Annotated in this window: 28 protein-coding genes; 20 read left to right on the forward strand and 8 right to left on the reverse strand. The window is 70.9% G+C overall.

Annotated features, from left to right (window positions below):
• Positions 1-528: 528 nt before the first annotated feature.
• Positions 529-984, reverse strand: coding sequence for a nitroreductase family deazaflavin-dependent oxidoreductase (locus tag ACIHIX_RS35265; protein WP_399963494.1), 456 nt, complete (start codon positions 982-984; stop codon positions 529-531).
• 170 nt (positions 985-1,154) lie between these two features.
• Here ACIHIX_RS35265 and ACIHIX_RS35270 point away from each other — a divergent pair, with 170 nt between their 5' ends.
• From ACIHIX_RS35270 to ACIHIX_RS35280, 3 genes are all read left to right on the forward strand, one after another.
• Positions 1,155-1,865 carry a TetR/AcrR family transcriptional regulator gene (locus tag ACIHIX_RS35270; RefSeq protein WP_399963496.1) on the forward strand — a complete coding sequence of 237 codons (711 nt, stop codon included), beginning with the start codon at positions 1,155-1,157 and terminating at the stop codon, positions 1,863-1,865.
• A gap of 173 nt (positions 1,866-2,038) precedes the next feature.
• Positions 2,039-3,277 (forward strand): sensor histidine kinase, encoded by a 1,239-nt coding sequence (locus ACIHIX_RS35275; protein WP_399963498.1) that lies wholly within the window; start codon positions 2,039-2,041, stop codon positions 3,275-3,277.
• Positions 3,274-3,939 (forward strand): response regulator, encoded by a 666-nt coding sequence (locus ACIHIX_RS35280; RefSeq protein WP_399963500.1) that lies wholly within the window; start codon positions 3,274-3,276, stop codon positions 3,937-3,939. The genes ACIHIX_RS35275 and ACIHIX_RS35280 overlap by 4 nt, the downstream gene beginning before the upstream one ends.
• On the opposite strand, the gene ACIHIX_RS35285 is transcribed toward ACIHIX_RS35280, so the two are convergent.
• Positions 3,900-4,187: a DUF6332 family protein gene (locus ACIHIX_RS35285; RefSeq protein WP_399963502.1), complete on the reverse strand. Its 288-nt coding sequence runs from the start codon at positions 4,185-4,187 to the stop codon at positions 3,900-3,902. The genes ACIHIX_RS35280 and ACIHIX_RS35285 overlap by 40 nt on opposite strands.
• Positions 4,188-4,251: 64 nt before the next feature.
• Entirely contained in the window at positions 4,252-5,739 is a 1,488-nt protein-coding gene (locus tag ACIHIX_RS35290; protein ID WP_399963504.1) for an MFS transporter, read from the reverse strand.
• Between the two features lie 85 nt (positions 5,740-5,824).
• Here ACIHIX_RS35290 and ACIHIX_RS35295 point away from each other — a divergent pair, with 85 nt between their 5' ends.
• The gene (locus ACIHIX_RS35295) at positions 5,825-6,220 is read left to right on the forward strand and encodes a MarR family winged helix-turn-helix transcriptional regulator (RefSeq protein ID WP_399963506.1); all 396 of its coding nucleotides are present in this window, start codon (positions 5,825-5,827) and stop codon (positions 6,218-6,220) included.
• Positions 6,221-6,287: 67 nt separating this feature from the next.
• Here the strand turns inward: ACIHIX_RS35295 and ACIHIX_RS35300 are convergent, their stop codons facing one another.
• Positions 6,288-7,022, reverse strand: a complete 735-nt coding sequence (locus ACIHIX_RS35300) for a maleylpyruvate isomerase family mycothiol-dependent enzyme (RefSeq protein WP_399963924.1) — start codon at positions 7,020-7,022, stop codon at positions 6,288-6,290.
• Positions 7,023-7,538: 516 nt separating this feature from the next.
• Here ACIHIX_RS35300 and ACIHIX_RS35305 point away from each other — a divergent pair.
• Positions 7,539-8,018: a hypothetical protein gene (locus ACIHIX_RS35305; protein WP_399963508.1), complete on the forward strand. Its 480-nt coding sequence runs from the start codon at positions 7,539-7,541 to the stop codon at positions 8,016-8,018.
• A gap of 93 nt (positions 8,019-8,111) precedes the next feature.
• On the opposite strand, the gene ACIHIX_RS35310 is transcribed toward ACIHIX_RS35305, so the two are convergent.
• Positions 8,112-9,152, reverse strand: a complete 1,041-nt coding sequence (locus tag ACIHIX_RS35310; protein ID WP_399963510.1) for a zinc-binding dehydrogenase — start codon at positions 9,150-9,152, stop codon at positions 8,112-8,114.
• 289 nt (positions 9,153-9,441) lie between these two features.
• On the opposite strand from ACIHIX_RS35310, the gene ACIHIX_RS35315 reads away from it, so the two are divergent.
• Entirely contained in the window at positions 9,442-9,945 is a 504-nt protein-coding gene (locus ACIHIX_RS35315) for a MarR family winged helix-turn-helix transcriptional regulator (RefSeq protein WP_399963512.1), read from the forward strand.
• A 44-nt stretch (positions 9,946-9,989) separates the two neighbouring features.
• Entirely contained in the window at positions 9,990-10,706 is a 717-nt protein-coding gene (locus ACIHIX_RS35320; RefSeq protein ID WP_399963514.1) for a response regulator transcription factor, read from the forward strand.
• Between the two features lie 33 nt (positions 10,707-10,739).
• On the opposite strand, the gene ACIHIX_RS35325 is transcribed toward ACIHIX_RS35320, so the two are convergent.
• Entirely contained in the window at positions 10,740-11,657 is a 918-nt protein-coding gene (locus tag ACIHIX_RS35325) for an EamA family transporter (protein WP_399963516.1), read from the reverse strand.
• A 68-nt stretch (positions 11,658-11,725) separates the two neighbouring features.
• On the opposite strand from ACIHIX_RS35325, the gene ACIHIX_RS35330 reads away from it, so the two are divergent.
• The 7 genes from ACIHIX_RS35330 to ACIHIX_RS35360 all read left to right on the forward strand — a co-directional run bounded on the left by ACIHIX_RS35330 (position 11,726) and on the right by ACIHIX_RS35360 (position 18,344).
• Positions 11,726-12,580, forward strand: coding sequence for a LysR family transcriptional regulator (locus tag ACIHIX_RS35330; RefSeq protein ID WP_399963518.1), 855 nt, complete (start codon positions 11,726-11,728; stop codon positions 12,578-12,580).
• Positions 12,581-12,697: 117 nt separating this feature from the next.
• A complete protein-coding gene (locus ACIHIX_RS35335; RefSeq protein WP_399963520.1) occupies positions 12,698-13,348 on the forward strand; it encodes a GntR family transcriptional regulator in 651 nt (216 codons plus the stop codon).
• A 51-nt stretch (positions 13,349-13,399) separates the two neighbouring features.
• The gene (locus ACIHIX_RS35340) at positions 13,400-14,149 is read left to right on the forward strand and encodes a PIG-L deacetylase family protein (RefSeq protein WP_399963522.1); all 750 of its coding nucleotides are present in this window, start codon (positions 13,400-13,402) and stop codon (positions 14,147-14,149) included.
• On the forward strand, positions 14,146-14,850 hold the full coding sequence (locus ACIHIX_RS35345) for a 4-carboxy-4-hydroxy-2-oxoadipate aldolase/oxaloacetate decarboxylase (RefSeq protein ID WP_399963524.1): 705 nt from the start codon (positions 14,146-14,148) through the stop codon (positions 14,848-14,850). Before ACIHIX_RS35340 ends, ACIHIX_RS35345 begins: the two co-directional genes overlap by 4 nt.
• Positions 14,847-15,941, forward strand: coding sequence for a 4-oxalomesaconate tautomerase (locus ACIHIX_RS35350; protein WP_399963527.1), 1,095 nt, complete (start codon positions 14,847-14,849; stop codon positions 15,939-15,941). Before ACIHIX_RS35345 ends, ACIHIX_RS35350 begins: the two co-directional genes overlap by 4 nt.
• A complete protein-coding gene (locus ACIHIX_RS35355) occupies positions 15,938-16,888 on the forward strand; it encodes a VOC family protein (RefSeq protein ID WP_399963529.1) in 951 nt (316 codons plus the stop codon). Before ACIHIX_RS35350 ends, ACIHIX_RS35355 begins: the two co-directional genes overlap by 4 nt.
• A gap of 124 nt (positions 16,889-17,012) precedes the next feature.
• Positions 17,013-18,344, forward strand: a complete 1,332-nt coding sequence (locus tag ACIHIX_RS35360; protein ID WP_399963530.1) for an MFS transporter — start codon at positions 17,013-17,015, stop codon at positions 18,342-18,344.
• Positions 18,345-18,390: 46 nt separating this feature from the next.
• Here the strand turns inward: ACIHIX_RS35360 and ACIHIX_RS35365 are convergent, their stop codons facing one another.
• Together ACIHIX_RS35365 and ACIHIX_RS35370 are read right to left on the reverse strand one after the other, a co-directional pair.
• Positions 18,391-19,143 (reverse strand): MBL fold metallo-hydrolase, encoded by a 753-nt coding sequence (locus ACIHIX_RS35365; RefSeq protein WP_399963532.1) that lies wholly within the window; start codon positions 19,141-19,143, stop codon positions 18,391-18,393.
• 104 nt (positions 19,144-19,247) lie between these two features.
• The gene (locus ACIHIX_RS35370) at positions 19,248-19,658 is read right to left on the reverse strand and encodes a cupin domain-containing protein (RefSeq protein WP_399963534.1); all 411 of its coding nucleotides are present in this window, start codon (positions 19,656-19,658) and stop codon (positions 19,248-19,250) included.
• Positions 19,659-19,891: 233 nt separating this feature from the next.
• Between ACIHIX_RS35370 and ACIHIX_RS35375 the strand changes: the two genes are divergently transcribed.
• The 6 genes from ACIHIX_RS35375 (at position 19,892) to ACIHIX_RS35400 (ending at position 25,901) form a co-directional block, all read left to right on the forward strand.
• On the forward strand, positions 19,892-20,449 hold the full coding sequence (locus ACIHIX_RS35375; RefSeq protein ID WP_399963925.1) for a carboxymuconolactone decarboxylase family protein: 558 nt from the start codon (positions 19,892-19,894) through the stop codon (positions 20,447-20,449).
• Positions 20,446-21,933 carry a sugar ABC transporter ATP-binding protein gene (locus tag ACIHIX_RS35380; protein WP_399963535.1) on the forward strand — a complete coding sequence of 496 codons (1,488 nt, stop codon included), beginning with the start codon at positions 20,446-20,448 and terminating at the stop codon, positions 21,931-21,933. The genes ACIHIX_RS35375 and ACIHIX_RS35380 overlap by 4 nt, the downstream gene beginning before the upstream one ends.
• The gene (locus ACIHIX_RS35385; RefSeq protein WP_399963537.1) at positions 21,930-22,937 is read left to right on the forward strand and encodes an ABC transporter permease; all 1,008 of its coding nucleotides are present in this window, start codon (positions 21,930-21,932) and stop codon (positions 22,935-22,937) included. Before ACIHIX_RS35380 ends, ACIHIX_RS35385 begins: the two co-directional genes overlap by 4 nt.
• A gap of 70 nt (positions 22,938-23,007) precedes the next feature.
• On the forward strand, positions 23,008-23,970 hold the full coding sequence (locus ACIHIX_RS35390; protein ID WP_399963540.1) for a sugar ABC transporter substrate-binding protein: 963 nt from the start codon (positions 23,008-23,010) through the stop codon (positions 23,968-23,970).
• Between the two features lie 10 nt (positions 23,971-23,980).
• A complete protein-coding gene (locus ACIHIX_RS35395; RefSeq protein ID WP_399963542.1) occupies positions 23,981-24,892 on the forward strand; it encodes a LysR family transcriptional regulator in 912 nt (303 codons plus the stop codon).
• 97 nt (positions 24,893-24,989) lie between these two features.
• Positions 24,990-25,901, forward strand: a complete 912-nt coding sequence (locus tag ACIHIX_RS35400; RefSeq protein WP_399963544.1) for a VOC family protein — start codon at positions 24,990-24,992, stop codon at positions 25,899-25,901.
• Positions 25,902-25,912: the final 11 nt, after the last annotated feature.

Raw genomic sequence — 25,912 nt, forward strand, 5'->3', positions numbered from 1 at the left:
GGTGGGTGCCGCGCCGATGAGTGGCGGGCGTCGGCCGGGGGCGGCGGGCACGCGTGGTGCCGGCGATGGCACATGGCGTCGGCGGTGAAGCGTCGTGTCAGCGCTGAAGCGGGACGTTGGCCTGTTGTGCCTGGCGTCGGCCGGGGAGTGCGTGGCGTCTGCCTCGGCGCGTGGCGGCGGTCGTAGGAAATGCGTCAGCGGCGGAGTGCGGTCCTGGCCGTCTGAGGGCGCTCGCCCGGTGGCTGGTGTCGAAGATGCCGGATGCCGGATGCCGGACGCCGCAGCCCGGCCGGTGGGCGTCGTCGCCGTGGCGCTGGTGACTCGTCCCCGGCTTCTCGGCCTGTCGTAGCGCGGGCGTCGGCCCGTTGCGTGTGTGTGCGGGGGACGTCGGTCTGTAGCGCGCGGCGTCGGCCCTTCGTGCCGGGCATCCGCCTGTGTGGTGCGTGGGCGTCGGCCTGTGGTGCGTACGCGTCCGCCGTGGAGGGTGCCGGCACCGGCGGAGCGTGATGGCGGTCGTGGTGAGCGGGGTCAGTTCGTGATCGTGATGCGGAAGACCGGGTGGTCCGGGGCGATGCGGCGCAGGTCGGCGTCGGGGGAGTCGGGGCCGACTCCGTCGAAGAAGACGCCGACCTCGGCCTTCCAGCGCTTGAGGTAGGCGCGCAGCAGCGGCACCTTGTCGTCGTCGGCGACCTCGACGGCGGTGAACACGTCGACGTTCTTGCCGAGGTGCAGCTCTCCGCCGGCGGCGGCGCGCATGTTGTGCGTCCACTGGACGTGACCGCGCGGGGCGAGGAGGTACTGCTGTCCGTCGACGGCCAGCAGGTTCACGGGGGTGGTCCGCCATTCGCCGCTCTTGCGGCCGCGGACGGCGAGCACCCGGGAGCCCCAGACGCTCAGACCGCGGCGGGTCAGCCAGGCCACGAGGCGGTTGAAGACGTTGACGGTGAACCAGCCGGGCTTCTTGACGTGCGTGGACGCGGCCATGAGGTCCCCCAGAGGGTCTGAGTGGAGCGCCGCTCTCTTTTGTGAGCGATGCTCTCGCTTGGCCTTCAGTCTGCACCGGATCGGTGCTCCAAAGCAAGAGCAGTGCTCTCGATTTATATCGGCGCTCTCGTTTGTGTGCACTGCTCTCCTTTCATGGGACACTGGCTCTCATGAGCACCGCAGACGACAGCACCCCCCGCGGCGCCCGAGCGCGCGCCCGTATCGAAGTCACCGCGGCCATCAAGGACGAGGCGCGCAGACAGCTCGCGGTCGACGGCGCCGCCAAGCTCTCGCTGCGCGCCGTGGCACGTGAGCTCGGCATGGTCTCCTCCGCGCTCTACCGCTACTTCCCCAGCCGCGACGACCTGCTCACCGCGCTCATCATCGACGCCTACAACTCCCTCGGCGAGAGCGCCGAAGCCGCGCACCACAAAGCCGCCGGCGCCGCGCCCGCACAGCGCTGGGTCGCGGTCTGCGAGGCGGTCCGCGACTGGGCTCTGGGCAATCCGCACGAGTACGCGCTGATCTACGGTTCCCCGGTGCCCGGATACAGCGCTCCCCAGGCGACCGTCCCGGCCGCCTCCCGGGTCGGGCTGCTCCTCATCGGCCTCACCCGCGAGGCGTATCAGGGCCGCGGCCTCGCCAAGCCCCGGCTGCCCGCCGAACTGCGCCCCGAGGCCGAGCGTATGACCGCCGACCTCGCCCCCGACCTCCCCCCGGAGACGGTCACGGCGCTCGTGGCGGCCTGGGCCCAGCTGTACGGGCTGATCGGGTTCGAGCTGTTCGGGCAGTTCAACCGGGTGGTCGAGGACCGGGCGACGTTCTTCCGGCACGCGGTGGGAGAACTGGCCCACGGGGTCGGGCTGGTGTACGGGGGATAGGGGACGCCCGGGCTCGGCCGGTGCGCGCATCCGAGAGGGCGGGGCCCCGTGGACGTACTTCGCGGAGCGGGGCGCGTACGTCGTGGTCGGGCCCTCGTACTTCCCCGGGAGTACCCGTGATGACCTCGCCCGGCTGACGCCCCGCGCCGCCGGTGGCGTCTAGCGTGGCGGACATGGACGAGCAGCGCGTGCGCGGAGGCGGTCCGCCGCTGTGGTGGCGGCACGGGCCGCCGTGGTGGAACCGGTGGGGCGACGAGGGCGGCGCCTCCCGGTTGCCCTGGCCCTCCACCGTGCTGATCACGGCCTTCGTGCTCGGTGGGTCCCGTTTCGCGGCCCAGCAACAGATGCACGACCGGGCGCCGCTCGACACCTTCGCGCGTGTGCTGCTCGTCCTCGCGGCCGGGCTGCTGCTGTGGCGGCACCGGTACCCGGTGGTCGTCGTGTTCGGCACGGCGGCCGCCACGATGCTCTATCTCGGTGCCGGATATCCCTATGGACCCGTCTTCGTGGCCGTCGCCGTGGCCTGCTTCAGCGCCGTCGTGGCCGGACACCGTACGGCCGCCTGGACCGCGCTCGGCGGGCTCTGGGTCGGACATCTGCTGGTGGCCCACTGGCTCTACCCGTGGCTGCCGCCGTCCGGGGACGCGGCCGCCTCCTGGGGGTCGCAGGGCGTGGTCGCGGCGTGGGCCGTCGCGATCGTGGCCCTGGCGGAGCTGGTCCGGACCCGGCGGGAGCAGTGGGCGCGGGAGCGGGCCGAGCGGGCCCAGGCGGCGCGGCGGCGGGCCGACGAGGAGCGGCTGCGGATCGCCCGTGAACTGCACGACGTCCTCGCCCACAGCATCTCCGTGATCAATGTGCAGGCAGGTGTGGGCCTCGCCCTCCTGGACAGCGACCCCGAACAGGCCCGCACCGCGCTCACCACCATCAAGGCCGCCAGCAAGGAGGCGCTCGGGGAGGTTCGCCAGGTCCTCGACACCCTGCGCGCCCCCGGAGACGTGCCCCGCGCTCCCGCTCCCGGCCTCGGCCGCCTGCCCGAGCTGGTGGAGCAGGCCGCGCGCACCGGTCTGACCGTGGCGGTCGAGGGCGAGGCGCCCAGGCTGCCGCCCGGCACGGATCTCGCCGCGTTCCGCATCGTCCAGGAGGCCCTGACCAACGTCGTACGGCACTCGGGATCGCGGCACGCGCGCGTGCGCCTCGATTCCAGGGGCGGTACGGCGCTGCGACTGCGCATCGACGACGACGGTCCCGCGACCGGCGCCGACGCGGGCGGCAGCGGCAACGGGCTGGCCGGAATGCGGGAGCGGGCCGCCGCGCTGGGTGGCACGATCGAGGCGGGACCGCGGCCCGACGGGGGCTTCCGGGTGCTTGCCGTACTGCCGTTGCAGGTCAACGCCAAGGAGGATGACCGGTGATCCGCGTACTGCTCGCCGACGACCAGTCATTGGTACGGGCCGGCTTCCGCGCGCTGCTCGACGCGCAGCCGGACATCGAGGTGGCCGGGGAGGCGTCCGACGGCGCGGAGGCGCTGCGCATGGTCCGCGAACTCCGCCCCGACGTCGTCCTGATGGACATCCGCATGCCGGTGCTCGACGGGCTCGCCGCGACCCGTGGGATCACCGGTGACGGCGAGCTGGCGGAGGTGAAGGTGGTCATGCTGACGACCTTCGAACTCGACGAGTACGTCTTCGAGGCGATCCGGTCGGGCGCCTCCGGTTTTCTGGTCAAGGACACCGAGCCGGAGGAACTCCTGCGCGCCGTACGGGCCGTGGTCGAGGGCGACGCGCTGCTGTCGCCGGGGGTGACGCGCCGGCTGATCGGCGAGTTCGCGGCCCGTTCCAAGGAGCCCGCGGCCGCGGGCGCCCTCGCGGGGCTCACGGAACGGGAGCGCGAGGTGATGGCCCTGGTCGGCATCGGGCTGTCCAACGAGGAGATCGCCCGCCGGCTGGTGGTCAGCCCGCTCACCGCGAAGACCCACGTCAGCCGCACGATGGTGAAGCTGGGCGCCCGTGACCGGGCCCAACTCGTGGTGCTGGCCTATGAGTCGGGGTTGGTGCGGCCGGGCTGGCTGGGCTGAGCGGCGTCGCGGCGGAAGCGGAGCAGCACGCTGATGACCCGGGCGGCGAACAGCACGGGGGCGATCCAGAGCCCGACGCGGATCAGCACCTTCTCCAGCGTGTCCGGCAGATCGAAGAGCAGCGCCGGCCCCGCGACCGCCCCGAACACGACGGCCGCCGCGAACGCCGCGCTGAACAGCGCGTATCCGATCTCGACGGTGATCGCGTCCCGCCTGGCCTGATCCGGTCGTCCCCCGTGTGTGGTCATACGACGAGTCTCACAGCCGGGTGCCCGGCGGAGCAAGCAGGCTCCGCCGGGCACCGGACAGGCCCTAGTCGCGTACGACGACGCGCTCCGCCTTCTCCTGGGAGGTGGACTTGGCGACCACCACGGACGGCTCCCGCGGGCGACGGACGCGCAGACCGGTGAGGGAGATCAGCAGGCCCGCGACCGCGATGCCGGTGACGACGACGAGGCCGGGCAGGTAGCCGTCGAGGACGGCCTGCTTCGAGGCGGCCGGGTCCTGCGGGGCGTTGGCGGTCATGACCGCCGTCACCACGGCCAGGAACAGCGCGCCGCCCACCTGTACCGAGGTGTTGAGCAGACCCGACACCATGCCCTGCTCGTGTTCGCCGACTCCGTTGGTGGCCTGGACGTTGAGGGAGGGGAAGGTCAGCGCGAAGGCCGCGCCGACCAGGAGCATGGTCGGCAGGATCACCGCGGCGTAGGCGGGGTCGAGGTCGATGCGCAGGAAGAGCAGATAGCCGACGACCATCAGGGCGAAGCCGACCACGATCAGCCGGGGAGTGCCGACACGGTCGATGACGGTGCCCACCTTCGTCGCGGAGAGCGCCACGAGCGCGCCCGCCGGCAGGAAGGCAAGGGCGGTGTGGAGCGCCGACCAGCCGAGCAGTTGCTGCATGTACAGCGTGACCAGGAACTGGAAGCCGATGTAGCTGCCGAGGAAGGTCAACGCGCCCAGTTGCGCTCGGACTTGGGGGCCGGAGCGCAGCACGCCGAGCCGAATGAGCGGGCTGGGGCTGCGCCGTTCGACGACCACGAAGGCGGTGAGGAGGGCGGCGACCGCGAGGAAGGAAAGGACGGTCCGGGCGGAGCCCCAGCCGACTTCGGCCGCTTCCACAACCGTGAAGACCAGCAGCAGCATCGAGGCGGTCCCGAGAACGGCGCCCGGGATGTCGTAGCCGCCGCTGTTCTTCTCGTGCGCGGTGCGCGGCAGCAGCTTGATGCCGACGGCGAGGGCGATGAGCGCGACGGGGGCGGGCAGCAGCATCGTGTACCGCCAACTGGCCTCCGTCAGCAGGCCGGAGAAGACGAGGCCCATCGAGTAGCCGGTGGCGCCGCAGGTGGTGTAGATCGACAGGGCGCGGTTGCGCAGCGGGCCCTCGGCGAAGGTCGTGGTGATGATGGAGAGGCCGGCGGGTGCGGTGAACGCGGCACTCAGGCCCTTGACGAAACGGCTGGCGATCAGCAGCGGCCCGGAGTCGACGAGTCCGCCGAGCAGCGAGGCGAGGGCGAAGACGGCGAGGGCGGCCAGGAAGACCTGGCGGCGGCCCAACAGGTCGGCGGCGCGCCCGCCGAGCAGCAGCAGCCCGCCGTAGCCCAGGATGTAGCCGCTGACGATCCATTGCAGGGTCGAGGTGGACAGGCCGAGTTCGGCACCGATGGACGGCAGGGCGACGCCGACCATCGACACGTCCAGCGCGTCCAGGAACATCGCGGCGCAGAGCACCAGCAGGGTGCCCCACAGCCGGGGGGTCCAACGCCCTTCGGGCGTAGGGGTGGTGAGCGGAGAGGTCATGCCGGAGACACTACATGCGCATGCATCGAATGCAAGCGCATTTAATTACGGTGCAATAATTCTTGTTCTCTGCTACGGTGCGCCCATGGCGGCGAAGAAGGCCGAGCAGGCGCTCGCGGAGCAGTGGCGGGACATCCTGGCGCTGCATGCGCGCACCCAGTGCGAACTCGACCGCGCACTCCATCAACACGGCCTGTGCGCAAGCGACTTCGAGGTCCTCGACGTGCTCGCCGACGGGCGCGCGAAGGACAGCGCCTGCTTCTACCGCGTCCAGGAGATCTCCGACCGCGTCCATCTCAGTCAGAGCGCGCTGTCGCGGCTGATCGCCCGCCTGGAGAAGGACGGGCTCGTCGAGCGCGGTATGTGCGCCGAGGACCGGCGCGGCGTCCGGGTGGGCCTCACGGACAAGGGGCGCACGCTGCACGGCGCGGTGCTGCCGGTGCAGCGTGCGGTGTTGACGCGGATGTTGAACTCGGGCTGAGCCTGGCCTTGTCGGACCCGGGCCGAGCCCGGTCCGGTTGACGGCGGGCGGGGTCTGCCGCCCCGGCTCAGCCGATGGCGGACCGATCGCGCCAGAGGTCGGCGAGCGAGCCGTCACCGCTCACGTCCGGGAACGGCACCCGGTTCCACAGCGACAGGTACAACTCCCCTGCGGGCCCGGCGATCTCACACTCCGCGTCCCCCGCCTCGCCCCGCTCGGCCGCCGGCGGCTCCTGGGTCAGCCGTACGGTCCACACGGCGTCGTCCATATCCGTCGCCCGCACCCGCAGCACCCGGGGCTCCTCGCTGCGCACCCTGCTCCTGGGCCGGGCGTGGAAGCCGCGCAGCAGTTCGTCGACGCCGTCGGCGGCGAACCGGGGGCTGAGCTCGCTCGGCGTACCGCCGCGGGCGCTCTGCGCGTCGAACCGGTGCACGGCCGTCTCGTGCGCCTGCCTGCGCGCCCAGAACGCGAGCGGGGACGGGGCGGGCAGGAAGTGCCAGCAGCGCAGGTCGGAGGGTGCGGCGGTCAGGGTGCGCACGAGGTTCGCGTGCCCCTCCCGGAACCAGGTCACGAGGTCGGCGCCGTCGAGGTCGGGCTCGTCGCCCGGCGGGCGGGGTGTCGGGTACGCCTCGGCGACGAACGCGGTCGCCCAGCGGTGCACCGTGCCGGTGTGCCGTACGAGATCCCGCACCTGCCACTCCGGGCAGGTCGGCACCCTGGCGTCGCTGCCGGCCTCCTCCGCGGCGTCGGCGAGCAGGCGGCCCTCCCGGTCGAGGATCCGGATGAACTCGGCGGTACCCAACGGGGCGTCGTCCGAGAGAGCGTCCGAGGGGGTGTCCATGGAGATGTCCATGGGGGTGAGTCTGCCGTATGGGGTGCGGAGCGTGCTCGAAAGACTGCTCGAAGGACGGGTCGGGACATTTGCGGCATCCTGGATCAAGGCGATGGCCCAGGCGGACTCGGGGTGAGTGCAAGGAGCGAGGCATGCCCGTGGCGGAGTCGGACGTGGCCGTGTTGATCGTCGGGGGCGGGCCGGTCGGGCTCACCGCTCGGGCGCTCCTGGAACGCTGGGTGTGGTTCCGGCTCGTGGGAGCCCTTCGCAACGGGCTCGTTCACGCTGCTCACGACGGATCCCACCCGCTGGCGGCGATACGCCGACGTACGGTGGCCGGTGCGTCTGGAGACCCTGCCCGCCGAACACGACGAGGTCTGTGAACTGGGTGCAGGAGGCGCCTCTGCCCTCGGGACGCACTCGCCTCGATCACGGGGGCGGGGGAACCCGTCGGCCTGTCCGAGGCGGCCAGTAGCCTCACGCGGTATGGGCATTGAGGTCGATGTAGTCGTGGGGCAACCGGTCGACGACGAGATGGAGCGGGTGCTCGGGCTGGCCGAGGCGGTCGGTGAGCCCGTCACGGTCACGTTCCTGTGGGAAGGGCGGGAGAAGGCGGAACGCGCGATGCTGGTGCCCGCGGCGACGCTCGCGCTCTGGGAGCACTGGGCGCCTGCCGCCTACCCGGGGAGTGACACGGGGGAGGAGCGTCCCGCCGAGACCGCGACGCAGGAGCCTGAACTGGCCCACCCGTTGCAGTGCGGCGCGTTCACGTTGTTCCGGCGCCGCGTGGGAGGGCGTACGGCGGTCGCTCGCCAGGGCGTGGTGGTCGCCGAGCTGCTGGACCCCGAGGAGGCGTACTGGCTCAGGCAACAGGCCGACCGGGTCCGCCACGGCTTCATGGATCCGAGGCAACGGGCGGCGTTCGAGGAGTTCCTGGCCCGGCAGGAGGCTCTTGACGATCAGTAAGGCCCTTCACCGCCACGGGACATGGAGGTGTGCACGGGCGTGACCGCCCACCTCCCGGCCGTTCGAAGGCCGGAGGTGGGCGGTCGGCGCCGGTCATGCCGGGTCGTCGAAGGTGACCACGACCTTCTCGGCGGCGCCCGGGGTGAGGGCGAGTTCGAAGGCGTGGGCGACGTCGGTGAACGGGACGCGGTGGCTGATGAGGCGGGCGAAGCGTTCGTGGTGCTCGACGAGTTCGGGCGTCACCTCGAAGATCTCGGTGGGGTAGCCCTGCGAGGCGATCAGCGTGAGTTCGCTGCGGAGCATGCCGCCGAGGTCGATCGCGTCGGACTTCTTCTGTACGGCGACCATGACCAGCCTGGCGTGCCACTTGGCGTTGTCGACGACGGCCTGGAAGACGGCGGGAGCGCCGGCGGCGTCGATGTAGATGTCGGTGCCGGGGCGGGGCTGGCCGAGGGCGTTGGCGGCCTGGCCGTGGAGTGCGGTGAGACGCTCGGCGATGTCCTCGGTCGCCGAGTTGATGACGGCGTCGGCGCCGACGGCCAGCGCGGTCTCCAGCCGCTCGGGGATGACGTCGGCGACGACCACGTGCTCGACGCCGCGCAGCTTCAGCCAGATCGTCGCGCCCAGCCCGATGGGCCCGGCACCGAAGACCACCACCTTGTCGGCGGGCCGGGCCTCGGAGCGGTTGACGCAGTGCCGGGCCACCGCCATCGGCTCGTTGAGGGAGGCGACCTCGAAGGGCACGGTGGCGGGGAAGACGGCGACGTTCTTGCCGGTCTCGACACCCTCGATCAGCAGGTACTCGCTCATCGCCCCGTGTGCGCCGCCGCAGCCGATGATGCCCGAGGGCACACCCTGCGGGTTGACGACGACCCGGTCACCGACCGCGACGTCGGTGACCTCGGCGCCCACCTCGACGATCTCGCCGGCCGGCTCGTGGCCCAGCGGGATGGCCCGCATCGACCCGTCGGTGCCGGCGGGCATGCCGCCCAGATGGAGGAAGAAGGTGTCGGTGCCGCAGATGCCGCAGGCGCGGATCCGTACGAGTGCGTCCTTGGGGCCGGGCGCGGGGCGCTCCACGTCCTGGACGTCGACCTTGTCCTTGGCGGTCAGGACGGACTTCATGGTGGCCATGGGCGGGGCTCGCTTTCTGGAGTGCCGGGACCCCTGGAAGTCCCGCGACGGACGTCATCGGGACCTTCTGGCGTCCCGCGACGAATGTCACCGGCCCGGCGGCGGACGGGGGAGTGTCCGGCCGCCGGCCCGGTGACCGCGCCGCACCCCGTCCCCACGGGCTGGGCGCGAGGGGCCGCATCCGCTCAATGCGATCCCGTTACTTGAGTTAGGCAAGCATAGGAATGTTACGTAAGTTAAGCAATTAAATGCGTTGCTTAAGTTAGGCAAGCACCTCTAGGCTGGGGGCATGCCCGCAGAGCCGCCCGCCGCAGCGCCCGCGTCCGCCACGCTGACCGAGATCGAGCGCGTGCTGACCCGCGTCGCCTATCTGGTCGGCCGGTCCCGGCGACACGAGCGGCTGATGGCGGTGACCGGCCTGCGCCTCGACCGGGCGGCCGTGGCGATCCTGCGGCACATCGCCGAGAGCGAGCCGATGCGCCCCGGCGTGCTGGCCGTGCGGCTCTCCGTGGAGGCCTCCCATGTCACCCGCCAACTCCGGCAGTTGGAGCGGGGAGGGTATGTGATCCGGGTCGCCGACCCCGACGACCGGCGCGCCCAGCGCGTCCGGATCACCGACGAGGGACTCGCCGCGGTCGCCCGTGTACGCGAGGTCGGCCGCCGCACGCTCGAAGTGGCCCTGGCCGACTGGTCCGACGACGACCTGCGCCGGCTGGCCGCGCTGTTCCACCGGCTCGTCGACGACTTCGTCGGCCATGCCGAGGTCCGTGTCGATCCCACGCCCTCCGCCTGACCGCGCCGGCGTCCAGGCATCCGCCCCCCACGATTGGTCATGCCATGTACGCGGATCTCATGGAGAAACCGTCGCCGCACCGCGGCAGCGGACAGCATGTCCTGGTCGTCGCCGACGACCCCGGCGACACCGAACTGCTCACCACCACCCTGGAGTTGGCCGGCTACCAGGTAGGCACCGCGGGCAGTGGTACCGAGGGCATGGCCCGCCTCACCAGGCAGCGGTTCGACCTGGTGGTCCTGGACGCCGCGCTGCCGGACCTCAGACACCTCGCCCGGGGCCGCCGTATCGCCCCCGCCGACCGTCCTCCGCTCCTCTACCTCGCCTCCTGCGACTCCCTCCACCGTCTGCTGCCCGAACTCGGCCTGGGCGGGGAGGACTACGTCATCAAACCGGTGCGGGTCGCCGAGGTCCTGGCCAGGGCGCAGGTGCTGCTGCGCCGCCGGGTCCCTGGATCGCACGACGCGATGCGGGGCCACGGCGACCTGGTCCTGGACGACATCACGTGCCGCGCCCGCCGCGGACCCCGGCCGCTCGACCTCACCCCCGCCGAGTACCGGCTGCTGCGCCACCTGCTCGCCAACGCGGGACGGGTGCTGTCGAAGGAGCAGATCAGCCGGCATGTGTGGGGGGAGTTCCGAGGGCACCAGGCGATCGAGAAGCTCGTCTCAAGGCTGCGGCAGAAGGTGGACCTGGAGGAGCCCGCGCTGATCCACACCCGGCGGGGATTCGGTTACTGGCTGGGGAGTTGGACCCTCTGAGGGACGGTCACGCGGCCGTCACTCGGACGGCCGTCACACGGACGGCAGCGCCGTCGGTCGCGCCGTGAGAATCCCGATCGCGTTCGCCCCGACCACCGCCGCGATGCCCGCCCACTCGGGCCACCCCAGCCCTTCCCCGAGGATCACCCACCCGACCACGGCCGCCAGGACCGGGTTGACGCTCATGAACAGCCCGAACACCGGAGCCGGCACCCGCCGCAGGGTGAACAGGTCGGCGAGGTAGGGGACCGCCGAGGACAGGAGACCGGCGGCCACCGCGCACCCCGCCGCCCCCGGGGTGGGCGGATGGCGCACGGCGACCACGATGCCGACCGGCAGGAACATCACGGCCGACACCGCCGCCGCGGCCGCCGGGCCCTGCGCGCCGGGCAGGCGGCCGCCGACCGTGCGGTTGAGCAGGATGTACGACGCCCAGCAGGCCGCGGCGAGCAGACCGAGCCCCATGCCGGGGTAGTCCGTGGAGGGCTGCGGCCGCATCAGCGTCACCACCCCCGCGGTCGCGAGCAGCGCGCAGAACGCGTCCACGCGCCGCCGGGTCGCCGCGAGGGCGATGCCCAGCGGGCCCAGGAATTCCAGGGTCACCGCCAGCCCCAGGCCGACGCGGTCGACGGCCGTGTAGAGCGACAGGTTCATCGTCCCGAACACCACGGCCAGCAGCAGCACCGGCCACCACTGGCGCCAGGTGAACGACCGCAGCCTCGGTCGGCCGACCGCCAACAGCACTGCCGCAGCCACATATTGACGTACCGCCACCACCCCCACGGGGCCGATGACGGGGAAGGCGAGCGAGCCGATCGCGGCACCGACCTGGTTCGACAGACCGCTGCCGGCCATCGTGGCCACCCCGGCGACGGAGACACCCGAGTGCTCCCGGGCGGCGGCGGGCAGGGGAGGGGCTGCGGCGGGGCGGCGTGCGGGGGCTCCTTGCATACGCCGATCGTGGGTTCTCACGCAGCTTGCGCAAAATGCATTGACCGAGGCATCTATACGCTTGAGTCATGGATGTGGAGCTCCGGCAGCTGCGCTGTCTCGTCGCCATCGTCGACGAGGGCACCTTCACCGACGCCGCCCTCGCCCTCGGCGTCTCCCAGGCGGCTGTCTCCCGCACCCTGGCCTCCCTCGAACGATCCCTCGGTGTACGGCTGTTGCGGCGCACCTCGCGCGCGGTCACCCCGACCGGGACCGGCGTACGGGTCGTCGCGCACGCCCGCCGGGTGCTCGCCGAGGTGGACGACCTGGTCCGTGACGCCACCTCGGGCCACGCCCAGCTGCGGATCGGCTACGCCTGGGCGGCGCTCGGCCGGCACACGCTCGACTTCCAGCGCCGCTGGGGGCGCGAGCGTCCGGAGACCGAGCTGCACCTGGTGCGCGTCAACTCGACGACCGCCGGCCTCGCGGAGGGCGCGTGCGATCTGGTCGTCGTACGCCGTGCCCTGGACGACCGGCGGTTCGAGTCGGCCATCGTCGGCCTGGAGCGGCGGCTGTGTGCGATGGCCGCCGATGATCCGCTGGCCCGGCGCAGGTCGGTGCGGATGGCGGATTTCGCGGGGCGGACGCTCCTGGTGGATCGGCGTACCGGCACCACCACCCCGGACCTGTGGCCGCCCGAGGCCCGGCCGGCCACGGAGGAGACGCATGACGTCGACGACTGGCTGAACGTGATCTCCACCGGCCGGTGTGTCGGGATGACGGCCGAGTCCACCGCCAACCAGTACCCGAGGCCCGGGGTCGTCTACCGGCCGGTGCGCGACGGCGAGCCGATCGCCGTGCGGCTCGCCTGGTGGCGCGACGAGCCGCATCCGGCGACGCAGGCGGTGATGGAACTGCTCACCGAGCTGTACCGCGAGGGCTGAACATCCCCGCGCCCGGGTATTCACGTGACCGATGCAAGCAATACGGCAGACAAAATTGTTGACAATCTTGTTTGGCTAGATTTAGGTTCGACAGGCACTCACTCAGGGAGGGCAACGATGCCGAAAGAAGCCCGTCCGAGCACCGGGGAGCAGGCCAAACAGCATGCGCTCGCGCAGCTGCGGCAGGCGATCCTGCACGGCGAGATGGCACCGGCGCAGCGGCTGGTGGAGAACGAGCTCGCCGAGCAGTTCGGTGTGACACGGGCCAGCATCCGGGCCGCGCTCATCGATCTGGAGGCCCAGGGCCTCGTCGAGCGGATCCGCAACCGGGGTTCCCGGGTGCGGGTGGTGACCGTGGAAGAAGCGGTCGCCATCACCGAGTGCCGGATGGTCCTCGAGGGGCTCTGCGCGGCCAAGGCCGCCGTCGCCGCCAGCGACGAGCAGCTCGCCGAGCTGACCGAGCTGGGCACGGCGATGACCAAGGCCGTGGCCGACGGCGAGCCGGTGACCTACTCCGAGCTCAACCAGGAGCTCCACGCCAAGGTCCGGGAGTTCTCCGGCCAGCGAACGGCACTGGACCTGCTGGAGCGGCTCAACGCCCAACTGGTGCGCCACCGGTTCCAGTTGGCGCTGCGGCCCGGGCGTCCCCAGCACTCCCTGAACGAGCACCTGGCGATGATCGAGGCGATCAGGGCCAGGGATCCGCAGGCGGCCGAGGAGGCCGTCCGCGCCCACCTCACCAGCGTGATCGAGGCGCTGCGCGACTGATCGCGACGGACCGGGGCGGGCGCTCACCTGTTACCAAGGGAGATTGCAGCAATGACCCAGGCCAACGCGCCCGCCACCCCACGCTCCACCCTCGTGGTCACCGCGCACGCCGGTGACTTCGTGTGGCGGGCCGGCGGGGCCATCGCCCTCGCGGCCTCGCGCGGCGAGCAGGTCACCATCGCCTGTCTGACCTTCGGTGAGCGCGGCGAGTCCGCCAAGGCATGGCGCGAGGGGAAGAAGCTCGAGGAGATCAAGGCGATACGCCGGGACGAGGCCGAGCGCGCCGCCGCCACCCTGGGCGCCGAGGTCCGCTTCTTCGACGCCGGCGACTACCCGCTGCTGGTCACCCCCGAGCTGACCGACCAGCTCGTGGAGGTGTACCGCGACACCCAGCCCGACGTCGTGCTCACCCACCCCGTCGAGGACCCGTACAACGGCGACCACCCCGCCGCCAACCGCATGGCCCTGGAGGCCCGGGTCCTCGCCCAGGCCATCGGCTACCCCGGCCCCGGCGAGATCATCGGCGCCCCGCCGGTGTTCTTCTTCGAGCCGCACCAGCCCGAGATGAGCGGCTTCAAGCCCGAGGTCCTCCTCGACATCACCGAGGTGTGGGACACCAAGCGCAAGGCCATGGAGTGCCTCGGCGCCCAGCAGCATCTGTGGGACTACTACACCGACCTCGCCGTCCGCCGGGGCGTCCAGCTCAAGCGCAACGCGGGGCCGAACCTGGGCCTCGCGCACAAGACCATGGCCGAGGCGTACATGCGCCCCTACCCGCAGATCGCGAAGGAGCTGGCATGAGCGGCGTGATCGTCACCGACCCGCCGAAGGCGGAGCTGAAGGACGTCGACGCGCTGGCCGGCTACGGAGTGGCGACGGTGAGCGAGGCGATGGGCCGAACGGGCCTGCTGGGCCCGGCGATTCGCCCCGTGCAGCAGGGCGTACGGGTCGCGGGCACGGCGGTGACCGTGCTCAGCTGGCCCGGCGACAACCTCATGATCCACGCCGCCGTCGAGCAGTGCGGCGAGGGTGACATCCTGGTCGTCACGACCACCTCCCCGTGCACGGACGGCCTGTTCGGCGAGCTGTTCGCGACCGCACTTCAGCAGCGCGGCGTTCGTGGCGTCGTGATGAACACCGGCATCCGCGACACCCAGGAGCTGCGCGACATGGGCTTCGCCGCCTGGTCGCGCGCCGTCTCCTCGCAGGGCACCGTCAAGGCCACCGGCGGCTCGGTCAACGTACCGATCGCCGTCGACGGCCAGATGATCCGCCCGGGCGACGCGATCCTCGCCGACGACGACGGTGTCGTGGTGGTCCCGCGCGAGCGCGTCCGCGAGACGGTCGAGCGGTCCGAGGCCCGCGAGGCCAAGGAGGCCGCCACCCGGGCCGCGTTCCTGGAAGGGCAACTCGGCCTGGACCGCTACGGATTGCGGGAGACCCTCAAGCGGCTCGGTGTCGAGTACCGCACGTACGAGGAGTACCAAGGAGAGCGGCCGTGACCTCCGTGCCCGAGGAGGTGCCCTGTCTGCTGATGCGCGGCGGCACCTCCAAGGGCGCCTACTTCCTGGCCGACGACCTCCCCGGCGACCCCGCCGTCCGTGACGAGCTGCTCCTGCGCATCATGGGCAGCCCCGACGAACGGCAGATCGACGGCCTCGGTGGGGCGCACCCGCTCACCAGCAAGGTGGCGGTCGTCTCACCCTCGTCCGCACCGGACGCCGACGTCGACTACCTCTTCCTGCAAGTAGCCGTGGACCGGCCCGAGGTGAGCGACCGTCAGAACTGCGGGAACATCCTGGCCGGCGTCGGCCCGTTCGCCGTCGAGCGCGGACTGGTCCCGGCGGGGGAGGAGCGCACCTCCGTCCGTATCCGCATGGTCAACTCCGGTGACCGCGCCACCGCGAGCTTCCCCACACCGGGCGGCCGGGTCGACTACACCGGCGAGGCACGGATCTCCGGGGTGCCCGGCACAGCCGCCGCGGTGGTCATCCAATTCCCGCCGGGGGAAGGGGCGTTGCTGCCCACCGGCAACGCCCGTGACGTCATCGCCGGGGTCCCGGTCACCTGTGTGGACAACGGCATGCCGACCGTGCTGATCGCCGCCACCGAACTGAAGGTGACCGGGTACGAGACGCCCAAGGACCTGGAGGAGGATCTGACGCTCGCCGACCGGCTGCGGGAGATCCGCCTGGCGGCCGGACGGCTGATGGGACTCGGTGACGTGTCGGACACGACCGTCCCCAAGCTCACCCTGCTCGCCCGGCCCCGCGACGGCGGCGCGGTCTGCACCCGCACCTTCATCCCCGTCCGCTGCCACACCTCGATCGGGGTGCTCGGCGCCGCCAGTGTGGCCGCCGGGCTGCGGATCGCCGGCGGGGTGGGTGAGGAGCTTGCGGAGCTTTCTGGCGAAAGTGACCGAATTCGCATAGAGCACCCCACCGGATTCCTGGATATCGAAAGTAGCCTCGGCACCACGTCCGACGGCCTGCCCTCCGCCCGCCGCACCGCCGTGGTGCGCACGGCCCGCAAGATCTTCGACGGCACCGTCTTCCCCCGGGCCGCCGCACGACCCCAAGGAGGTCACCGATGACTCCGCCCCTCGGCGACATCGCGCACATCGGCCACGCCCAGCTGTTCACCCCCGACCTGGACGCCAGTGTCGCCTTCTTCACCGACTATCTGGGCCTCACGGTCAACGGCCAGGACGGTGACACGGTCCATCTGCGGACCTTCGACGACTACGAGCATCACAGCCTCGTCCTCACCGCCCGCGAGCAGCCCGGCCTCGGCCGGCTCGCCCTGCGCACCTCCAGCGAGGAGGCCCTCCACCGCCGTGTGAAGGCGAACGAGGAGGCGGGTGGCACCGGGGTCTGGGTGGAGGACGAACCCGGCCTCGGGAAGCTCTACGTCACCACCGACCCGGACGGGCATGAACACGCCCTCTACTGGGAGAGTGAGCACTACCGCGCACCCGAGGAGCTCAGGCCCGCGCTGAAGAACCAGCCGCAGGCCAAGCCCAACCGGGGCGTGGGTGTACGGCGCCTCGACCACATCAACTTCCTCGCCGCCGACGTGCTCGCCAACGCCGAGTTCCAGCAGAACGTCCTCGGCGCCCGGCCCACCGAGCAGATCCGGCTCGACAGCGGGAAGATCGCGGCGCGCTGGCTGACGTACACGAACAAGTCGTACGACGTCGTCTACACCTCGGACTGGACCGGTAGCGAGGGGCGGCTGCACCACATCGCCTTCGCGACCGACACCCGCGAGGACATCCTGCGCGCGGCCGATCTCGCCATCGACAGCGGGGTGTTCATCGAGACCGGGCCGCACAAGCACGCCATCCAGCAGACGTTCTTCCTCTACGTCTACGAGCCGGGCGGCAACCGGATCGAGCTGTGCAACCCGCTCACGCGGCTGGTGCTCGCGCCCGACTGGCCGCTGATCACCTGGACCGAGGAGGAGCGGAAGAAGGGGCAGGCCTGGGGCCTGAAGACCATCGAGTCGTTCCATACGCACGGGACACCGCCGGTCGCCTGAGCTGGGCAAAAGGGCGTCCGCCAAGGGTCGTCAGCGATTGTCGATGAGATTGTTGACAAAAACGTTGACTCTTGGCGGGTCGCTCCTTAGCGTCTAGCGCACCAAGTACGAGAGGTAACCAACGATGTCTTCCTCCCCCTCCCTCGTCGCATCCGCTCGCGGCGCGAGACTGGCCAAGCTGGTCGTCGGACTGTGCTGGCTGGCCGTTCTCTTCGACGGCCTCGACATGTTCATCTACGGCTCCGTGCTGCCGCACCTGCTCGCCACCAAGACCTTCGGCCTCACCGCCGACCAGGCCGGCGACCTCGGCTCCTACGCCACCTTCGGCATGCTGGTCGGCGCGCTGACCGCGGGCACCGTCGCCGACCGGATCGGCCGCAAGAAGCTGATGGTCGTCTGCGTGACCCTCTTCTCGCTCGCCTCCGGGCTGTGCGCGGTCTCCGGCAGCGTCGAGGTCTTCGGCCTCGGCCGCACCCTCGCCGGCGTCGGCCTCGGCGGTCTGCTGCCCACCGCGATCAGCATGGTCTCGGACTACGCCCCGCGCGGCCGCGGCGCCATCGTCATCGGCGTCCTGATGACCGCCCATCACGCGGGCGGCATCCTCTCCGCCTACGTCGCCAAGTGGCTCATCGACCCCGTCGGCTGGCGTGCGGCGTTCTGGGTCTGCGTGCTGCCGCTGCTGTTCGCGCCGGTGCTCGCCAAGATGCTGCCCGAGTCGCTGAGCTTCCTGGTCGCCAAGGGCCGCACCGAGGAGGCCGCGGCCCTGGCCGAGAAGTACGACGTCGAACTGCCCGCCGCGGCCGGCAAGAAGTCCGCGGCCGACCGCTGGGACGCGCTGGTCGGCCTGTTCCGCGGCGGCGAGTGGCTCCAGACCCTGCTGTACTGGTTCGCCTCCTTCGGCGGTCTGCTCCTGGTCTACGGCGTCGCCACCTGGCTGCCGACCCTGATGCGCACCGAGGGCTACGCGCTCGCCGACGCCCTGACCTTCGTGGTCGTCTTCAACATCGGCGGCATCGTGGGCATGCTGGTCGCCGGACGGGCCGCCGACCAGTTCGGTGCCCCGCGCATCTCGGCCCTGTGGTTCGCGCTGACCGCGGTGGGTGTCTTCCTGCTCGGCACCCACATGAACCAGACCCTGACCATGGTCGTCGTCTTCCTCACCGGCGTCTTCCTCAACAGCGCCCAGACGATGATCTACGCGACGGTCTCGATCCGCTCCCACCCCGCCAACCGCGCCACCGCCGTGGGCTGGACGTCCGGAATGGGCCGCTTCGGTGCCGTCTTCGGCCCCTGGCTCGGCGGCCAGCTGCTCGCGGGCGGCCACGGCGACTGGGGCTTCACCGCGTTCGCCATCACCGGCGTCTGGTCGATGTGCTTCATCGGCTTCGCCGCGCTGCGCACCGCCAAGCAGGGCGTGCCGACAGGCAGCGAGCAGGAGCTGGTCGGCTCACACTGACCTGAGTCACCACAGGGGGAGCAGGCCGAAGCCGGCCACCGCGGAGTCAGGGGCGGTGGCCGGCTTCCTGTGTGAGGCCGGGCGCGGCGATGTCGATGGGTCCTGAGAAGGCCCCGGCGGCTGTCTGGAGTGCGGCTTCGGCATCCGTGCCGGGCCAGAGGTGAGTGAGCAAAAGGCGTCCGGCGCCGGCCTGTCGGGCGTACTCGCCCGCGAGGCGCGCGGTGAGCAGGTACGGCGCGTCGGCGTCCGGGACCTTGTCCACGTACGTCGCCTCGGACAGGAACAGGTCAGCCCCCGCCGCCAGACGCGGGATGTCGGGGCTGGGGCCGGTGTCGCCGGTGTAGGCCAGCACGGCGTGCGGGGTGGCGAGCCGGATACCCGCGTTGGGCACGAAATGCGGCAGGAGCCATGTGTCGGCCGTGAACGGGCCGATGGTCAGCGGGTCGCCGGGCCGGAACTCGTGGAGGTCGTACGCCGTCGCCAGCATGCCCGGCCGGTCGAGCGCGAGTACGGCGTCCAGCGCCCCGTGCGGGGCGTACACCGGCAGGGCCGGTGGCGGAACGTCACTCAACCCCCGTGCACGCAGCAGGGGGTTGAGATCGGCGCAGTGGTCCGGGTGTCCGTGGCTGACCAACACGGCGTCGACCGCGTCGACTCGGATGTGCCGGAGCAGTCGGGGCAGCGTCGCGTAGCCGGGATCGATCAGCAGGCGGAAACCCTCGTACTCGACGAGATAGCCGCTGCACGCCTGTTCCGCGGTGGGCCAGGCACCGCAACCGCCGAGAACCGTCAATCGCATGCCATGGAAGCCTAGGCCGTGTCTTTCGGATCAGCCCGACTCGGAGCGACGGTGCTGAACCGGTGCGGCCCCGGGATGATCCGAAAGACACGGCCTGGGTGACGTCAGTCCTTGCCCATCTGGTCCTCGGCCGACAGGTGTTCCACCGTCCTGCCCGTCTCGGTGAACGTGCGGGTGACGTGGCCCGAGGAGTACACCCACAGGATGCGCAGCGGGGTGTTCCCGATGTTGCGGAACAGGTGGGGGACGGGGGAGGGGATGTACGTGGTGTCGTACCGCTCCAGCTGCGTGACCTCGCCGTCGACCCACACCTCCGCCTCGCCGTCGAGGATCGTCACGTGCTCGTCGCAGTTGTGCGAGTGCAGCGGCGCCCCGGAGCCGACCGGATAGACGCTCATCCCGCTGGTGATCAGGTTCTCCCCGTCGGCCGACAGCGTGGTGATCAGCGGTGTCGTCACCACGGCCCCGCCCCGGTCGAGCAGGGGTACCGACGCGGCCTTGATGATCGTGGTCATCCGGAGTTCCTCTCCACTGCACGGTGCTGTGTCGACCGACGTTAGGTCGCGCGCGCTCCGACCGGTGCCCTCTGGCGTGCACCTTTACCTTGCATTTCGGGAGGGGTGAGCTTCGCGAACCCGGCTGTACGGTCGGCTCGCATCGCACGGCTTTCGGATCCGTGCCGGAAACGCGCCGGAAAGAAAAGGCAGGTATCGGCCACATGAGGCTCCCCGTTCTCAGCCAAGAGGAAATGGACCAGCGGCAGCAGGAGCTGGCCGCGCGCATCGCCGGCCGCCGAGGTGCCGTCCGTGGGCCGTTCCGCGTCTGGCTGCACAGCCCGGAGATGTGCGAGCGGGCCGAGTCGCTCGGCGCGTTCGCCCGGTTCGACTGCAGCCTGCCCAAGCATCTGCGTGAACTGACGCTGCTGATGGCCGCCCGCAACTGGGACGCCCAGTACTCCTGGAACGCGCATGTCCACCAGGCGATCGAGGCCGGTATCCCGGCGGCGGCGGTGCAGGCCATCGCCGAGAAGCGCGAGGCGGTCCTCGACAGCGAGGCCGACCAGGCCTTCTACCAGTTCTGCCGGGAAATCCTCGAAGAGCACTTCGTCGGCGACGAGACCTTCGCCCGGGCGCTTGAGCACTTCGGCTCCAAGGGGCTGGTCGACGCCATCGGCGCGCTCGGCAACTTCACGATGCTCGGCATGTGTCTGAACACCTTCCAGGTGGACCTCCAGGCCGACAAGGAACCCCCGTTCCCGGACGTCCGCGGATACGGGCGCGTGACCCCCGAGGGTGACCGGCCGTGACAGCGGTACTCCGGGTCCGGGGTGTCACCAAGAGTTTCGGCGGGGCCGCCGCCCTCAAAGGAGTCGACCTCGACCTGTACCCCGGTGAGATCCACGCCCTGATGGGCATGAACGGCGCCGGCAAGTCGACCCTGGTGCAGATCCTCTCCGGCGCCCATCCCGCCGACGGCGGCACGATCGAGGTCGGCGGCGAGCGGCACTTTGCGCTCACCGTCCGCAAGGCGCGCAGGCTGGGCATCGCCTGCGTCCCGCAGCGCCGCGAGCTGGCCATGGGGCTGACCGTCGCCGAGAACGTCCTCCTCGGCGACCTGCCCACCCGGGGCCGTACCGTCCACTGGAAGGCGGTGAAGGACGCGGCCCGCACGGCCCTTCGCGGGCTCGGCATCGACATCGACGTGGACCGCGTCGCCGGTACCCTCACCGTCGCCGAGCAGACCATGGTCGAGGTGGCCCGCGAGGTCCGCCGCGGTGGACGCATCCTCATCCTCGACGAGCCGACCGCCTGTCTGAGCGCCAAGGACGCCGACCGGATACGGGAGTTGGTGCGGACGCTGCGGGACGACGGGGTCGCCGTCGTCTACATCTCGCACTACATCGACGAGGTCATGGCCGTCGCCGACCGGCTCACCGTGCTGCGCGACGGCGCGGTGGTGACCAGCGCGCCGGCCGCCGAGATGGACCCGGCTTCACTGGTCCGCAACATGGTCGGGCGGGACGTCGTCTCACGTCGGCCGGAGCGGCCCGCTCCGAAGCCGGAGAGCGGGCTCACCGTCCGGGGGCTCAGCGACGGCCGAGCCATCGAGGACTTCTCCGTCGACGTCCGCAAGGGGGAGATCGTCGCCGTCCTCGGACCCGCGGGCGACGCCCAGTCGCGGCTGTTCGACCTGCTGTCGGGACGGCAGCGCCCCGACGCCGGTGAACTGCGGGTCGACGGGCGGGCCGTGCCCTTCGGGCGGGTGCCGGCCTCGCTCGCCAGCGGGCTGCGCTGCGTCACCGGCGACCGGCGCACCCTCGGCCTGGTCCAGGGCATGACGGTCGACGAGAACCTGATGCTGGCCGGCGACCGCTTCGCCCGGCGCCGACTTCACCGCCGTGGCGAACTCGCCCGCAGGGCAGCGCCGTTGCGCGGCAGCTACGGCGTCGTCGCCCTCACCGGCAACCCGCCCGTCGGCACCCTGTCCGGCGGCAACCAGCAGAAGGTGCTGCTCGGCAAGTGGCTGGAGACCGAGCCGGTCGCCTGCTTCCTGGAGGACCCCACCAACGGGGTCGACGTCGCGGCCATGGCCGACATCCACACGCTTGTCGACGAGCTCGCCTCGCGCGGCGTCGCCGTACTGCTCGCCTCCTCCTCCGCCGAGGAGGTCATGCGCCTCGCCGACCGGGTCGTCGTCGTCAGCGCCGGACGCACCGTCGCCGAACACGACATCACCGCCATCACCCGCGACGAGCTCGTCGCCACCGCACTCGGAGGTCAGCCGAAGTGAGCCTCAAGACCCCCTCGGCCGCCCCGGACACCACGGTCGAAGCCACCGCACCCCGCAGGTCCCCCCGGGCCCTGCTGCACATCCCGCACGGCGGACTCGTCGTCGTCCTCGTCCTGGTCGCCGTGTTCACCGCCGTCCAGGCCGACTCCTTCACCACCTCGCAGAACCTGCTCAACGTGCTCCGCCAGATCAGCGTGAACGCCGTCATCGCGGCCGGACTCACCCTGCTGATGACGGCCGGCGGCATGGACTTCTCCATGGGCAGCAACGCCGCCGTCACCCTGTCGGTCGCCGCCCAACTCCTGCACGACGGCTGGTCCACCCCCGCCGCCGTAGTGGTGAGCCTGCTGCTGGCGACCCTCATCGGCCTGGTCAACGGCCTCGTCGTGACCTTCACCCGGGTCGCGCCCTTCGTCGCCACCCTCGCCTCCGCCATGCTGCTCGACGGCGTCGCCCTCCTCGTCCTGGACGGTATGAGCGTCACCATCGGCGACAAGCTGACGTCCCTCGGCAACGACAAGCTGCTCGGCATCCCCTATCTGACGGTGGTCGCGGTCCTGGTGCTCGCGGGCGTCGGCCTGTCGATGCGGTTCACCACCTTCGGGCGGGACGCCTACGCCATGGGCGGCAACGAGCACGTCGCCCGGCTCAGCGGCATCAACGTGCCCGGTCGCAAACTCGCGTTGTACGCCCTCGCCGGGGCGCTCGCCGGTCTGGCCGGACTGATGCTGCTCTCCCGGCTGGGCGCCGCCGCCCCCAACACGGCAGGTCTGATGACCCAGTTGACGGCCGTCGCCGCGGTCGTCATCGGCGGGACCTCGCTCGCGGGCGGACACGGCAGCATCGTCGGCACGGTCCTCGGCGTGGTGCTGCTCGGGGTGGTCGCCAACGCCCTCAACCTCCTTCAGGTCGACGGCAATTACCAGTACGTCGTGACCGGCGGAGTGCTCCTCGTCGCGGCCGTCATCAACGAGTTCCAGCGCAAGTCGTCGCCTGGCCACTGAAGCCCCGACGCCCCTTGATCTCCCCCCACTTGTCGCTCCTTCTCTTCAACGTTGCAGGAAAGGCGTACCCATGATCCGCACTCCCCGCAGGCGCCGTGCCGCCGCGGTCTCCCTCCTCGGCGCCGCCGCGCTGATGCTCTCCGGCTGCGGTACCGAGGACGACGCCTCGGGCGCCGCCGACGGCGCGGTCACCCTCGGCTTCGTCAACGGCGCCGCCACCCACTTCCACACCTGTCTGCTGAAGTCCGTGGAACAGACGGCCAAGGCCGAGGACGCCAAGCTCTACTCGGCCAACTCCAAGCAGGACGCCGGAACCGAGCTGTCCAACATCGAGGACATGATCTCCCGCAACGTGGACGCCCTCATCGTCCAGACCGTCAACGTCGACGCCCTGGAAGGCGACATAGCCAAGGCCAAGAGCGCCGGCATCCCGGTCTTCCTCACCTCCGTCGCCACCGACGACATGTCCGACGTCCTCGGGGTCGCCAAGGTCGACCTCAAGCAGGTCGGCGCGCTGGACGCCGACTGGATCGAGAAGGACGCGGCCGGCAAGGACGTCAAGGTCGGGATCGTCGCCGGTGCGCCCGGTGCCGCCTCCGACCTGCTGGTGGGCGGCTTCAAGGACGCCCTGCCGGACACCGCGAAGGTGGTCGCCAACCAGCCGGGCATGTTCAACCCGGCGAAGGCCCAGGACGTCGCCGAGAACATGATCCAGGCACACCCGGACCTCGACTACGCCTTCGTCGCCAACGAGGAGATGGCCTTCGCGGTCCGCAAGGCCTTCGACACGGCCGGCGCCAAGGACGTGAAGATCGTCAGCGTCAACGGCACCGAGGACGGCGTCGCCGCGGTGAAGAGCGGAGAGCTCTCCGCGACCGTCGCGAACTCGGCGATGACCATCGGGCAGACAGCGGTCAAGAACACGATCGCCCTGCTCAACAAGGACAAGACCGTTGACAAGATTGCCAACATTCCTCTTGTCTTGGTCACCAAGGACAACGTGGACGAAGCGCCGCAGTACTGCCCCAAGTAAGGAGCCACCCATGGACCGCCTGCTCCTCATGCACAGCTTCGTCACCGTCGCACAGGTGGGCAGCTTCAGCGGAGCCGCCAAGAAGCTGGGCTCCTCCGGCTCGCTGGTGTCCCGGCACGTCGCCGAGCTGGAACGGCAGGTGGGCGTCCGACTGGTCAACCGTACGGCCCGCTCGGTGAGCCTCACCGAGCCGGGCCAGCGGTACGCCGAGTTCGCCGCCCGCATCCTCGACGAGATCGAGGCCGAGGACGCGGGAATCGCGCAGTCGCACGACCGCGCCGAGGGAACGCTCAGCATCATCTGTCCGAAATGGATAGGCAGCCTGGATCTCGGCGATGCCATAGCGGCGTTCTCCGCCGCCTATCCCAAAATCCAGGTGCGTTTCGAGCTCGGCGGTATGTCGGACCGGACGTACGACTTTCTGGACAGCGGATTCGACATCGCATTCCACACCCGGGATCTCCGGGATTCGAGCGTCCGTCTGAAGAAGATCTCGTCCCTGCCGTTCGTCCTGTGCGCCTCCGAGGCGTACATCGAGCGGCACGGGGCGCTCACCCACCCCAACGACCTCGCCGGCCACGACTGCCTGGTCCACGTCAACGACCCGGTCTGGCGCATCGGCCACGGCCACGCGAGCACCCTGCACAAGATCCGCAACATCGCGTTCTCGTCCAACTCCTACATCGCGCTACAGAAGGCCGCCGTCCACGGCCGCGGCATCGCCCTGCTCCCGCAGCGCCCGGCCTACGACGACCTCGTCTCCGGCGCCCTCCAGGTGCTGCTGCCGGAGCTGGCGGTCCCGGATCGCCCGCTGTACGCGATCTACGGCCCCGGGCAGGACACGCCCCGCAAGGTCAGCGTCTTCCTGGACTTCCTCGCCGAGTGGTTCTCCCAGAACCCCATTCCGGCCATCCGGTCCTGACTGCAAGAAACGATTGCGCACCTCGTGCGGCTCGGCCCATTGAGGCTGCCCAGCGGCGAAACCTACGCTCACGAGGCGACCCGGAAACGAGGAATCCATGGGAATCCAGAGAATCGAATCGGTCATCTACAGCATTGACGACCTCGACGAATGCGTCCGGTTCTACGACGATTTCGGACTGTTCCTGGTGGAGCGGACCGACGACCACGCGGTGTTCGAGACGCTCACCGGGCAGACCCTCCACCTCGACGCCTGGCCGAGCCCGCTGCTGCCGCCCCCGGTGGAGGACGGGCCCACCCTGCGCGAGGTCGTGTGGGGCGTCGACACCCAGGAGGAGCTGGACCGGATCGTCGCCGCCGCCGGCAAGGACCGCGAGGTCCGCGCGAGCGCCGACGGCGTCCACCACACGGTCGACGAGACGGGCTTCGGCGTCGGACTGACGCTGGCCCGCCCGAAACCGGCACCGGTCACCCCACGCCCCGCCAACGCGCCGGGCGACGTGCAGCGGTGGAACACCGCCCTGGAGCCGATCGAGCGGGTCCGCCCGCTGCGGATGTGCCATGTGGCGCTGAACATCCCCAAGCCCGGCAAGGACGAGGCCGTCGCCTTCTACACCGACCGCCTCGGCTTCCGGCCCACGGACGTCGTCGAACCCATGGGCGTCTTCATGCAGGCCCCCGGCGACGACGACCAGCACACCGCGCTGCTCTGCCACCGCCCCGACCGCGCCGGGATCAACCACATCGCCTACGAGGTGCCGGGCTTCGACGACGTCGTCGAAGGCGGCAACCACATGATCGAACACGGCTGGCGCGAGGCCCGCAGGCTCGGCCGGCACACCATCGGCTCCAACGTCTTCCGCTTCCTGCACGCCCCGAGCGGTGGCCGCGTCGAGTACGCCGCCGACATGGACCGGGTCGACGACTCCTACGAGACCCGCGTCCACGCCACCACCCCGCCCCACCACATCTGGGCCCTGCGCACCAACCGCGACAACGAAGCCTCTTGAGAGGGCACCCA

This window comes from Streptomyces sp. NPDC051913 (assembly GCF_044593635.1).
Taxonomy (GTDB): domain Bacteria; phylum Actinomycetota; class Actinomycetes; order Streptomycetales; family Streptomycetaceae; genus Streptomyces.